General features: G+C 33.7%; 9 protein-coding genes. 5 read left to right on the top strand and 4 right to left on the bottom strand.

Going from position 1 to position 13028, the window contains the following annotated elements:
- The first annotated feature begins 107 nt into the window (after positions 1–107).
- The 4 genes from AC1DVP_RS02965 (at position 108) to AC1DVP_RS02950 (ending at position 5461) form a co-directional block, all read left to right on the top strand.
- Positions 108–1469 (top strand): hydroxymethylglutaryl-CoA synthase family protein, encoded by a 1362-nt coding sequence (locus tag AC1DVP_RS02965; RefSeq protein ID WP_477182063.1) that lies wholly within the window; start codon positions 108–110, stop codon positions 1467–1469.
- 398 nt (positions 1470–1867) lie between these two features.
- Positions 1868–3160, top strand: a complete 1293-nt coding sequence (locus AC1DVP_RS02960; RefSeq protein WP_477182062.1) for an aminopeptidase P family protein — start codon at positions 1868–1870, stop codon at positions 3158–3160.
- Positions 3161–3424: 264 nt separating this feature from the next.
- On the top strand, positions 3425–4231 hold the full coding sequence (locus tag AC1DVP_RS02955) for a TIGR00266 family protein (RefSeq protein ID WP_477182061.1): 807 nt from the start codon (positions 3425–3427) through the stop codon (positions 4229–4231).
- Between the two features lie 333 nt (positions 4232–4564).
- Positions 4565–5461 carry a prolyl oligopeptidase family serine peptidase gene (locus tag AC1DVP_RS02950; RefSeq protein WP_477182060.1) on the top strand — a complete coding sequence of 299 codons (897 nt, stop codon included), beginning with the start codon at positions 4565–4567 and terminating at the stop codon, positions 5459–5461.
- A 233-nt stretch (positions 5462–5694) separates the two neighbouring features.
- Here AC1DVP_RS02950 and AC1DVP_RS02945 read toward each other — a convergent pair whose 3' ends face one another.
- The gene (locus tag AC1DVP_RS02945) at positions 5695–6867 is read right to left on the bottom strand and encodes an AbiH family protein (RefSeq protein ID WP_477182059.1); all 1173 of its coding nucleotides are present in this window, start codon (positions 6865–6867) and stop codon (positions 5695–5697) included.
- A gap of 90 nt (positions 6868–6957) precedes the next feature.
- Here AC1DVP_RS02945 and AC1DVP_RS02940 point away from each other — a divergent pair, with 90 nt between their 5' ends.
- A complete protein-coding gene (locus tag AC1DVP_RS02940; protein WP_477182058.1) occupies positions 6958–7740 on the top strand; it encodes an alpha/beta fold hydrolase in 783 nt (260 codons plus the stop codon).
- On the opposite strand, the gene AC1DVP_RS02935 is transcribed toward AC1DVP_RS02940, so the two are convergent.
- The 3 genes from AC1DVP_RS02935 to AC1DVP_RS02925 all read right to left on the bottom strand — a co-directional run bounded on the left by AC1DVP_RS02935 (position 7737) and on the right by AC1DVP_RS02925 (position 12962).
- On the bottom strand, positions 7737–8408 hold the full coding sequence (locus AC1DVP_RS02935) for an ATP-binding cassette domain-containing protein (RefSeq protein ID WP_477182057.1): 672 nt from the start codon (positions 8406–8408) through the stop codon (positions 7737–7739). The genes AC1DVP_RS02940 and AC1DVP_RS02935 overlap by 4 nt on opposite strands.
- 297 nt (positions 8409–8705) lie before the next feature.
- Entirely contained in the window at positions 8706–11471 is a 2766-nt protein-coding gene (locus tag AC1DVP_RS02930; protein ID WP_477182056.1) for a PD-(D/E)XK nuclease family protein, read from the bottom strand.
- A 63-nt stretch (positions 11472–11534) separates the two neighbouring features.
- A complete protein-coding gene (locus tag AC1DVP_RS02925; protein WP_477182055.1) occupies positions 11535–12962 on the bottom strand; it encodes an OmpA family protein in 1428 nt (475 codons plus the stop codon).
- Between the last annotated feature and the right edge of the window lie 66 nt (positions 12963–13028).

Here is a 13028-nt window from a genome sequence, read left to right as displayed (position 1 = left end):
AAGATTTACAGGTTATTCCCTAAAAATTAAAAAATAGCCATTTTATAGCCCCCAAAGTATTGCATTTCCCCAAAGCTATTTTAACTTTACACCTTTAAATTTTATTCATGAAAACTGGAATTGACGCTATTGCATTTGATGTTGCCAAATTGCATTTACCCATAAAAACATTAGCTTTAGCTAGAAATATAGAACCCGAAAAACTCGAAAAAGGATTAGGATTATTAAAAATGACTTTGCCTGACGCTCATCAGGATACCGTGGTGTTTGGCGCAAATGCTTTAACAAAATTAATCCAGGACAATGACATTAAATTAGACGAAATTGCCCGAATATATGTTGGAACCGAAAGCGCTATTGACAATTCAAAACCTATAAGTTCTTTCTTGATTTCCCTGATGGAACAAAAATTCGGAGTGAGCTCTTTATCCGAATGCGATGTGGTAGATTTTACTTTTGCCTGTATCGGCGGTGTAGATGCCATGCAGAACTGTCTTGATTTTGTTCAGCTTAATCCAACAAAAAAAGCGATTGTTGTCACTACCGATTTTGCCAAATACGACTTAAATTCAACTGGAGAATATACGCAAGGTGCTGGCGCTGTTGCCATGTTAATTACTGCCAACCCACGAATCATCACTTTCGAAAATCAATGGGGCGTAAGCACAAAAGGCGTTTTTGATTTCTTCAAACCTTACAGGGCAATCTCAAAACACGAAATCACAGGAAACTCAAACAATGAATCTTGGTTTGACAATTTAGAAAGCGAAATCGAAATCCACAAGGATCAGCCTGTTTTTGACGGTCAATATTCGAACCAATGTTATATGGATCGAACCAGAGAGGCTTATTTTTCATTCAAAAAATTAAAAACCACTCCAGAAACGCTTTACAATACTTGGAAAAGCATTGTGATGCATTTGCCTTATGCTTTTCAAGGCCGAAGAATGCTTTCTGAAATTTATGCTTTGGACGCTGCAGCTCGAATTGTTTCTGGTGAAGAAACAGTTTCGGAATACCAAAATAAACTGAAAGAAATCAGCAGATCGGATGATTACAAAACGTTTGTTTCCGAAAAATTACTGCCTGCAGAATTGGCATCTTCTTTAATCGGAAACTTATATACCGGTTCTATTTTCATGGGATTGCTTTCCACTCTGGCACATTTTTATGATACCAAAAAAGAAATTGCTTCTGAAAAATTCGGTTTTCTGGCCTACGGAAGCGGTTCCAAATCCAAGGTTTTTGAAGGAACCATTCAACCCGAATGGAAATCGGCCATAGCTAATGTTTCCCTTTTTGAAACGCTGGAAAAAAGTTTTGAAATTGATTTTGAAACTTATGAAAAACTGCACAAAAAAGAGCAGAAACAAAGCATCCAAGAGCCAAAAAACGAATGGATTCTGGATCGAATAGAAACAGAACTCCCGAATTTAATCGGAGCCCGTTATTACAAATGGATTGATTAATACTGTCATTGACAATACAAAAGAGCCACGAACGGATTTATATCTTTCGTGGCTCTTTTCTTTTTTAGAATAATGGCAAAAGATCTCCCTTTATCCTAATGTCATTAAGCTTTGTTTTTCTCGCGAAGAAGCAAAGACGCAAAGTTTAAAACCGATTTCTTTGCGACTTTGCTTCTTTACGAGGTTTAATTTTGAAAATATTGGCAAGAAATCCATAACTTAATACGGGACCAAATACTTCCTAAAACACCCATTTTTTCTGCTTCAAAAAAATTAACACCCAAACTCTTGTCTTTATTAAAAGTCCGTTATAAAAACCTTAAAAAAATCACTAAAAACTCCAATTTCGTTATAAAAGTTTCTATTTTTGAAGATTCAATACCCAAAAACATTTTCATATGAAATATCATCAAATTGACCGTACTCTTTTTATAAAAAACAGAGCAAAATTCATGGCTGAAATGAAGCCCAATAGTGTAGCTGTTTTTAATTCTAATGATATTTATCCTGTTTCTGCGGACAGCACCTTGCCATTTGCACAACACCGCGATATCTTTTATTTATCGGGAGTTGACCAAGAAGAAAGTATCTTATTGCTTTTCCCAGATGCTCCATATGAAAACCAAAAAGAAATTTTATTCCTAAAAGAAACCAGCGAGCATATTGCCATTTGGGAAGGCGAAAAATTGACCAAAGAGCGTGCTTTTGAAGTTTCGGGAATTAAAACAGTGTATTGGCTGCAGGATTTTGAAAAAGTCTTGAACGAAATGATGACCTATTCTGACATCATGTACATCAATACCAACGAACATTACCGTGCATCTGTTGAAACCGAAACCCGCGAAGCCCGTTTTATAAAATGGTGGAAAGAAAAATACCCGGCGCATCAAGTAGCAAAAAGCAACCCAATATTGCAGCGCATCCGTTCTATTAAAGAATCCGAAGAATTGGATTTGATCCAAAATGCCTGTAATATTACCGAAAAGGGTTTCCGAAGATTATTATCATTCGTAAAGCCAAATGTAACCGAATACGAAATCGAAGCCGAATTGATTCACGAATTCATTCTCAATCGTTCGAAAGGTTTTGCCTATACTCCAATTATTGCTTCGGGAAATAATGCCAATGTGCTGCATTATATCGAAAACAACCAACCATGCAAGGCAGGTGATTTAATTTTATTGGACGTTGCTGCCGAATATGCTAATTATTCTAGTGATTTAACACGAACGATTCCTGTTTCTGGACGTTATTCCAATAGACAAAAAGCAGTTTACGATGCTGTTTTAAGGGTTAAAAACGAGGCCACCAAAATGCTTACTCCGGGGACACTTTGGAAACAATACCATATAGAAGTGGGTAAAATAATGACCTCAGAATTGCTTGGTTTAGGTTTAATCGACAAAGCCGATGTTCAAAATGAAAATCCAGAATGGCCTGCTTACAAAAAATATTTCATGCACGGAACATCACACCACATGGGTTTGGACACGCACGATTACGGATTACTACACGAACCAATGAAAGCAAATATGGTTTTTACTGTTGAGCCCGGAATTTACATTCCTGCCGAAGGTTTCGGAATCCGTTTGGAAGATAATGTCGTTATTCAGGAAACTGGCGAGCCTTTCAACTTGATGAGAAACATCCCGATTGAAGTCGAAGAAATCGAAAGTTTGATGAATTCGTAAATCTCATTAAATACAATCAATAAACGGCTTTCAGTAATGGAAGCCGTTTTTATTTGGGCGCGCCCCAACCTTCGTAAACTTTGGTTGGGTCGGGCTATTCACTGCAAGTCCTCGTCCCGTCTCGTCTCGTCTTAAGGACGAGACGAGACGGGACTGCGGGCTTTCCGTTGCTATCCCTCACGCAGAAAACAACAAATTTTCGTCTTCGCTTGTAACATTCCAAATCCGCATCCGACTTATCATAAAAACAAAAAATTAGAAATCATGCAAGCACACGAAATAGATTATCAGATTTTTGGAGAAGAAATGCAGTATGTAGAAATAGAATTGGATCCACAGGAAATCGTAATTGCCGAAGCTGGCAGTTTCATGATGATGGAAAACAATATCAAAATGGAAACCATATTTGGAGACGGATCCGCGCAGCAATCAAGTTCGGGTTTATTTGGTCAGCTTTTGAATGCCGGAAAAAGAGTTCTTACCGGAGAAAGCCTGTTCATGACGGCATTTCTAAACCAAGGCTATACCAAAAGCAAAGTTTCATTTGCCTCTCCATATCCTGGAAAAATTCTTCCAATTGATTTAACCCAATTCCAAGGTAAATTCATCTGCCAAAAAAGCTCTTTTTTATGTGCAGCCAAAGGCGTTTCGGTTGGAATCGAATTCTCTCAAAAACTCGGTCGCGGTCTCTTTGGAGGCGAAGGTTTCATCATGCAGAAAATTGAAGGCGACGGAATGGCATTTGTACATTCGGGAGGAACAATGGCAAAAAAAGAATTAGCTCCTGGCGAAGTCTTAAAAGTGGATACTGGCTGTATCATTGGTTTTACCAAAGATGTTGATTATGATATTGAATTCATCGGCGGAATTAAGAATTCTATTTTTGGAGGAGAAGGCTTGTTTTACGCAACCCTTCGTGGTCCCGGAACCGTTTACATACAATCATTGCCTTTCTCTAGATTGGCGGACAGAATCATCGCTTCGGCACCAAGATCAGGCGGCAACAGCCGTGAAGAAGGAAGTTTACTCGGTGGTTTAGGAAATCTTTTAGATGGCGATAATCGTTTTTAATTTTTTAAATAATTAAACGGCTTTCAAAAATGTGAGCCGTTTTTTTTAAATACAATATGAATGTCTTTTCCGCATTGCCATCCGAAAATTTTAATGAGTAATAATAGAATGCCTTGTTACCTTTTGAATATATTTAGTCAAGCATAATTCAGCATTAATTAATAGTATACGGTTTTAGATTTTGTACTTCTGCAAGAATATCAATACTTCTAGACCATGCTAAAATATAATCTAATTCTTTTTAAATTAAGCACGCAACCGATTGTTCTTTTAAATACATTTGAAAAAATAAACTTATTTATCTTAAAATTAAAAAATATAAACTAAAACAGTATGAAAAAAATTATCACTTTAATACTGATCTTTTTATGCTTTAACAGCTTTGCACAAAACGCTAATAAAAAATGGATTGATGTTAACTATGCCAATGATACGCAGGTATATCACAATCTGGACATTCATATTCCAAATGCAGAAAAAGCTTCATATAAGGTCATTGTAATTATTTATGGCAGCGCATGGTTTGCCAATAATATGAAAGCTATGGCATTTCAATCTATGGGAAAACCTCTATTAGACGCTGGTTTTGCGGTAATTTCCATAAATCACAGATCAAGTTCTGATGCTAAATATCCTGCTCAAATAAACGATGTAAAAGCAGCTATTAGGTTTATAAGGGCTAATGCAAAAAAATATAATTTAGATTCCTCATTTATTGGTATTACAGGTTTTTCTTCTGGTGGACATTTAGCTTCTTTAGCTGGAACTACCAACGGTATTACAAATTATACTGTAGGTAAAAAAACAATAAATTTAGAAGGAAATTTGGGAGAGAATACTTCGGTGAGCAGTAAAGTAGATGCTGTTGTTGATTGGTTTGGTCCTGTAAATTTAGCATTAATGGAAGCTTGTGAAAAGCCAAAAGATGAAAAGTCACCAGAAGCTGCAATTATTGGAGGCAAACCTGCTGATAATTTAGACATGATTAGTTTGCTTAGTCCCACTACTTTTATTGATAAAACTGATCCTGATTTTTTGATAATACATGGTAATGCAGACACTATTGTGCCCTATTGTCAAAGTGAACTTTTTGCAAAAGCTTTAAAAGAAAAAGGAATTTTAGCTGATTTTATTACTGTCCCAAACGGACAACACGGGCCTGTAACATTTAATGAAACTACTTTTAAAAAAATGACGGATTTCTTTTTGAAGGAAGCCGAGAAAAAATAACTGTATAGCTCAGCTAACTTGTCTAATAACTGGTTTTTGATATTTGGAGCAGAAGATTAAGCATTTTTCACAAGCATCCTCCCGCTTTCCATTGCAATCTTGTGGGCTGAACCCCAGCCCACAAGGATTTTCACTTCAATCGGGGCTAAACATCAACATTCTGCTTTTTCGGAAGATTTAAAAAAGTAAATAATTAAGAAATAACTAATGGCTTTCAGGAATGGGAGCCGTTTTTATTTTAAGGGAACTTGCATTTGAGGTAATGGCTCACAAAGTGTTTTGTTTACAATTTTTTCTCTCATTAATTTCTTTTTATTAAAATGTCTAGATATGTTTTGAATAATTTCTGTGTAATTATCTGTCCCATCTTCTCTTTGATGGTAAAAAACCTTTATTGATATACAATTCGGATGTTCAAAAATTGTATTAAGCATAGTTCTATCTGACAAGCCACAAGAATGTCCCATTATATAAACTTGAAATTTTTGATCACTTTCTACAAAATCTAAAAGATTTTTATAGTTAGAATTTTGTAAATACTGAAATGACTTAAAGTTCTTTAAATATTCATTATCATCTATATTTTCAATCATTTTATAATCGTCATCCATTTCATCTCCAAAACCAAAATTGACAAGATTTGCTGAATTCTTTAATTTACCGTGAATATAATTTAGTTGTTTATTAAATGCAAACACATTATAATATTGCTCAACCACTTTCGTATAGTTAAAGCTTAAAAAATATGTTGTCAAGCCATTCTTCTCTCCAATTTTTTCCAAAAATTCTCTAACATATAAATGATCTCCTGATTTAAATTCTTTCAAGTAACGGTTTTCATCAAACCTATTTATAAATTCTGGTAAAAGAACATCTATAAAGGGATTATTTCTGTGCAACCTAAAATCATATTGCTCTTCAACTTTTTCTTTTAAATATCTTTCTAAAAGATTTCTGACTTGTTCAAATTCTTTATTTAAAATTATCGTTTGTTGCTTCTTTTCTGCAATTGTTAAAGTACCCAATTTCACAATTGTTTTTAACTCTCTATAGTATTCATTTTCAACATCAACCCAATTTTCAATAATTGTTTGATCACAAATAATTTTAAAAAATGAATTTTTAAAATCAACTACAAAATAACCATAGCCTATTTCTTTATTTCTTAAAACAAATTTTTTTAACTCCTTGTATGAATCTATCTTATCAATAGCATCATAATCCATCGTATTATACATTCCGCCTAACTCACAAGTTATTTCAACAAAATTATCTTTATAATCTATCTTCTTACTTCCATTTGTATAGCAAGCTTTTTTCCAAAAATCATCAATAAAATGACAATACGAAGTTGGCAATCCATGAGCCAAATCAAATCCGTTTCCAATAATTACAAGTCGATTCATAATTTATAAAATGCTTTACTCAAATATAGTATTTAGGAATTTAAAAATTTAATTTTGCATTTGTAAACTATCAACATAATCCTCACTCTTTTGGAAACACTTCTCTACAAAAACACTCAAATTTCATACTCAGATTCTGGAAAAGGAACAGCAGTAGTCTTACTTCACGGTTTTCTTGAAAATAAAACCATGTGGGATGTTTATGTTTCAGAATTAAGAAAAAAAAACCGAATCATAACCATAGATTTATTAGGACACGGCGAAACAGAAAGTTTGGGATATATTCAAACCATGGAAGAAAATGCGGATGTGGTTCATGATGTTTTATCCAAATTAAAGATTAGAAAAGCCATTCTGGTTGGACATTCTATGGGAGGTTATGTTGCTTTGGCTTTCGCCGAATTGTATCCAGAGAAAATGAAAGGGTTGGTATTACTTAACTCCACTTCCAAAGAAGACAGCTCAGAAAGAAAAAAAAACAGAGACCGCGCCATCAAAGCGGTCAAGAAAGATTATGAAACATTCATCCGTTTATCAATTGCTAATTTGTTCAGTGAAGAAAACCGAGAAATCCTTATCAAAGAAATTGAAGAAGTAAAAATTCAGGCATTAAAAACACCTCTGCAGGGAATTGTCGCTTCTCTTGAAGGAATGAAAGCCCGAAAAGACAGGGAATTTCTTTTGCACACAACTACATTTCCAAAATTGTTAATAGTCGGAAAAAAAGATCCCGTTCTCAATTATGATGAAAATTTGGAACAAATAAAAAATACGGATGTAGAATTAGTCACTTTTCCGGATGGACACATGAGCTCCATTGAAAACCAGGCTGAATTACTAACTGTTTTGGCAGATTTTTTCAAAAAAATCTAAAGCATCCCTTCTTTCAAATATCCTTTCTCAATCAATTCTTCTTTACAAAGTAAATGATGTGCCTTCCCTTCTTTGAGTAAAACCAGTTTTGTCGATACTTTGATTACATTTTCATAATTATGATCAGAAATGATAACCCCTTTAGTTTTTGAATTTTCAATTATTAATTCGTTTACTTTCCCCACCATCAAAGGGGACAGACCATTATAAGGTTCATCTAACAAAGCAAATTTTGAAGAATTATAGAGAATGATTTTAATTTCTAAGTAGCGTAATTCACCGCCAGATAAATGAGAGATTTTCTTATCTAGTATTCCTGCAATCATTTCATCTGCACAAAACTCCTGAATCTTCTCCTTAGAAACAGAAAGCTGAATCGCTTTTTTAATTGAAAATACTTTGGGAATACAATTATCCTGAGGCAGGTAGCTAATTTCTGCAAATAAATCTTTGGTTTTTGTTTTTGCAAGACCATCGATTCTAACAAACTTAAAATCGGCAGATTCAATTCCGAAAATAATTTTTAGCAAAGTTGACTTACCTGAGCCATTTTTGCCAAGAAGTCCAATAATATCATTTGTTTCACATTTTAAATAAACATCCGACAATATGTTTTTATTGTCAAAAGATTTCTGAACGCTGTCAATCTCTAATAAATGTTTTTTCAAAATAGCTTCTTTACCAAATTAAAAATAAAAACACCAATCACTAAAAAAACAAAAGTAAAACACCATGAATACAACCAAAGCTGAATTTTTGAAATTTTATTATTGAAATAAAACACATACTCGTTTTTAGCATTAACATCTTTGAAAAATAAACTTAAAACAAACCCAAACGTGAGAACCGAATAATTAAAAGCTATTGATCCTCCAAAAAGAAAAACAAAAAAACTCACAGTAAAATTAACTGCAAGAGTACTTTTGAAAAACTCAAACAGATTGTCCCATTTTTTACCCATTCTGTTATAAAATTTTCTCCTCAAAAGAAATTGTTGCGTCTAATATTTCGTTCAGCAGCAAAACAATTTGCTCTAAATAATTAGATTGGATTTCATTATTTATAATAGCAATGCTTTCTTTTTCTTCTTTAAAATTAAAAGGCAAAAATCCCGATTTTAAGTTTTTAAAAGAAATAATTCCAGCCTCAATAGGTTTCCCATTAGCATTTTCCTCATACATATAGGCATACGCTAAAACTTGAATAATTTTGTCGTTTTTAATATCATCTGTCAATCCTTTCCAGGATTTAAGTGTAACATTGGTTTTTTCAACTTTCCCAGTTTTGTAATCGATGATTCTAATATTTCCGTTGCGTTCTTCAATTCTATCCACATTTCCCTTAATCAAAACTGGAAAAGGTAAACTAGGATGTTGCACTATTCTTTCAAAAGTTTTTTCAAGTTCCAAAATTTTAATTGCATCGCCATTTTTAATGCTTTCCAATTCTACTTTCAAGAAATTAAAAACATTGCGCTTTGCTACTTCAAAAGCCAGTAAATTTCTGCCTTTTTTGATTTCTCCTTCTTTGTAAACCAACTTGAATTGAATCAAAACTTCAGAATCAATTCTCTTAATACAATTTTGAATATCTGTTTCAGAAATAAATTCACCAATAAAAGGTGTGTATAAAACCCGTAAAGTTTCGTGAATAATAGTCCCCAAAGTATTCAAAGCAATATTTTCCTCCACTTCTTCCACTTCACTAATACGCAGAATCTTTTGAAAATAAAACTGAATCGGATTCCGTATATAACTCGTCAATGCAGAAGGTGAAAATCCTTTTTCAGCTATTTCTTTCAAGCGCAACATTACTTTCTCTGATTTCGGGATTTTCATAGGCTGATAAGCCGTTTCGGGCAAAACTGCATTGTAAATTTCATGGGTTAAAGTATGGTTAGGCTGTTTCTCAACTTCCAATTGAGTAATGAAACGGCTTTTTTCACCGGCATCCAGACCTTCGCTTTCGGTATTATAAAGCAAATAAATATTTTTGGCACGTTGCAGTAAATGATAAAAATGATAGGTATAGATTGCGTCTTTCTCTTTAAAAGTTGGCAGTCCCAATTCCCGCTTTACATCATAAGGAATAAAAGAGTTTTGTGATTTACCTGCCGGAAATTTACCCTCATTCATGGAAGTAATGATAACCGTTTCAAAATCCAAAACCCTGCTTTCAAGGACGCCCATAATCTGTAATCCATTCAAAGGTTCCCCCTCAAAAGAAACTTCTGCTAAATCGATTACTTGTTTATAAATTGCATGCAGTGTATCAATCGTATCTATTTCTTTGTGCAATGAATAGTAATTAATCAGTTTATTAATCACTTTAAAAATGGCATAGACAAAAGATTTCGTTATTTTTTCTTCTTCATTTTCGTTGCTTAAATTATTCTTGATCTTTAATAATAAATTGGATATTATTTCTAAAACACCAAGTGAACCCACCTCCCATTTTTTAAATACAAGCATGAATAAATCACTGGCATTATCATTTAATTCCAATAATTTATGGTGGCTAATAAACGTATAATTGTTTTTATTGATAATCCCAACCAAAGCACTCGTTTTGGCATAAGGCTCAATTAACGGATGGGTGAGTATATCTAAAACATCTTTATAATAAAATACATAACTGCTATTGCTTCTTGATAATGCATTGGTATGCATTTTAAACAATTTAGCAATCAGAATTTGAGCTGGATTATTCTTACTGGAATATCCCATTGTAATATTCAAAGCTCCGACGGTATTGGGTAACGAATACAATAGCGGAATCAAAAGATTCTCTTCACCCAAAACAATAGCCACTTTATCGAGAGACTCAGTTGAATTTTCTTTAATGATATTTTCTACAATACTCCCTGCAATTTTGGCCTGACCAATTGTTTTTGGAGTACCAATAACCTGAATATTTTTGGCTTCCGAAAAACCGTCAACTATCCACTCAAAAGGATATGTTTTATAATGTTTCCAACTTTCTTTAAAACGGCGCACAAATAATCCCGCATCATGGTAAGGATCATTCAGAAACGTTTGATCAGCATCCCAATATATTTTTGCCTGATCTGATGCGATAAGATGTTGGATTATTTTTTCTTCGGAGGCATTCAAAGCATTAAAACCTGCAAAAACAAAATATTTCCCTTGAATCGACTTTGAAAAATTATTGATATTTTTTACTGCTTCACGATAAATCAACCCTTGATATCCGATTCCTTTTTTTAATAAATACTCATAAAGAGACTGGTAATATTTGGGCAGTAATTTCCAAAAATCAATATAGTTTTCGAGTAATTGTGTTTTATTTTCAACTTCAATTCCCCATTTTTTGATATCTTCAATATCCTTTAAGTAAGATAAAACATGATCTGGGTCTAATAAGTAACGGTCAATTTCATTAAAATCCTGAAGGAGTGTTTTTGCCCAATTGGCAAAAAGTTCAAATGACTGCTGCTTCTTTTTTTCTGTGATAGATAAGTAAACTCCATAAAATTCGAAAAGCAATTCAATAGGATCAATCGTTCTTACCTCGGCAATATTTTGGACAAAATCTTCGATACTAATAATTTCGGGTGAAAATATGTTCTCTTCTGTTTGATTTTTTAATGCTTCAACAAGAAATATTTTTGCTCGTTTATTAGGCAATACTATAATCGTTTCTGTTAGTTCACTAGCACAATCTAGTAGTATTACCGTTGCTATTTTATCTAAAAAAGAAATATTTGTCATTCTATAAATATAAAAAAAGCCATTCAATTAAGAATGGCTTTTTAAAATTATTTAGATAATAGATTACAATTTACCTTCGTATATTGTTCCTATGTGTCTAATTTCAGTTCTTCTGTTAAGTGCTCTACCTTCTTTAGTTTTGTTGTCAGCAACTGGTTTAGTTGAACCAAATCCAGCAGAAGTTAAGTTAGCAGGGTTAACACCTTTTTCAATTAACTTATCCATAACAACTTTAGCTCTATCTTCAGAAAGTTTCTGGTTTATTTTAGCACTACCAGTATTATCTGTGTGACCTTCTATAGCAAATTTAGCGTTAGGGTAGTTTTTAAGGATTTCTTTAATCGCTTCTAATCTGCTATCTGTAGCTCCTTTATCAGCAGTTTCTAATACAGCTTTACCAGTTACGAAGTATACTGCTCTAGCCTGTACTTTAAGTTCTTGTAATACTTGCTCAGTTACTTCTGGACATCCTTTGTTACTTGCAGGACCAGGTACTGTAGGACAAGCATCTTCTTTATCAATTACACCATCTTTATCAGAATCTAATTCAGGACATCCTCCATTTGAAACAGGGCCAGCAACTGTAGGACATTTGTCTGAAGCATCAGTTACACCGTCACCGTCTGTATCAGGACAACCTTGGAATTGTTTTAAACCTGCAACTGAAGGACAAGCATCATCAGGATCAGCTACACCGTCACCGTCTGTATCAGCACAACCTTGGAATTCCGCTGTACCAGCAACTGTAGGACATTTATCTTTAGAATCTTCGATACCATCAGCATCTGTATCAGGACAACCGTTGAATTGTTTTAAACCTGCAACTTCTGGACAAGCATCATCTTTATCATAGATTCCGTCTCCATCAGTATCTTTAGCACCAAACTTGAAAGTAAGACCAGCAGAATATTGAGTATAAGAAGGTGCATCTGGGGTTTTCCCATCTGCGTAAGTTCTGTCTCCGAAAGATTTTTTATATGTTCCTAATAAAGAAAGACCTACGTTTTCAGTAAACCAAATATTTAATCCAACTCCTGGATTAACAGTACCGTAGCTTTCATCTCCTAAGAAAGTATAACCGCCACCAACGCTTAATGTAGGCTCTAATACTTTAGACTTAATTAACTCCATAAAACTATAAGTAACCGTTGCATCAATACCGTAGTACATTAAATCCCCAGGATTTACAACAACATTGGGAGCAGTTACAAACTTATCAATTTTATTAATTGAACCTGTAAGTCCAACTATAAAACCGCTGCCTACGTATCTAGAAACGTTGATATAAGAAACCGAAGGAAGTATATTCCAGTTATCACTTACCTTAAATGGTTGGTCAAAATGACTCTTAAAGTCTTCACCAGCACTAGATCTGTAGTCAATCGCATTTACTCCAAAACCGATTGCCCATTTATTGTTACTGTCTTGTGCCTGAGAGCTTAATCCCATCACCATCGTTACAGCAACTAAAAGTTTGTTAAGATGTTTCATACTTTGTTATTTTATTTACAATTAGTTAATTTCAAACAAAAATAGAACGATTTTCTGTAACATCAA

Source organism: Flavobacterium sp. P3_A6, assembly GCF_056403035.1.
Note: the sequence above shows the minus strand (reverse complement) of the source record. Positions and strands in the feature narration are given on the sequence as shown.

Excerpts from the sequence above, each read along its gene's own strand:
- AC1DVP_RS02945 (WP_477182059.1), bottom strand. The coding sequence starts at position 6,867 with ATGAATCGACTTGTAATTATTGGAAACGGATTTGATTTGGCTCATGGA.
- AC1DVP_RS02930 (WP_477182056.1), bottom strand. The coding sequence starts at position 11,471 with ATGACAAATATTTCTTTTTTAGATAAAATAGCAACGGTAATACTACTA.
- AC1DVP_RS02955 (WP_477182061.1), top strand. The coding sequence starts at position 3,425 with ATGCAAGCACACGAAATAGATTATCAGATTTTTGGAGAAGAAATGCAG.
- AC1DVP_RS02965 (WP_477182063.1), top strand. The coding sequence starts at position 108 with ATGAAAACTGGAATTGACGCTATTGCATTTGATGTTGCCAAATTGCAT.
- AC1DVP_RS02950 (WP_477182060.1), top strand. The coding sequence starts at position 4,565 with ATGAAAAAAATTATCACTTTAATACTGATCTTTTTATGCTTTAACAGC.
- AC1DVP_RS02925 (WP_477182055.1), bottom strand. The coding sequence starts at position 12,962 with ATGAAACATCTTAACAAACTTTTAGTTGCTGTAACGATGGTGATGGGA.
- AC1DVP_RS02960 (WP_477182062.1), top strand. The coding sequence starts at position 1,868 with ATGAAATATCATCAAATTGACCGTACTCTTTTTATAAAAAACAGAGCA.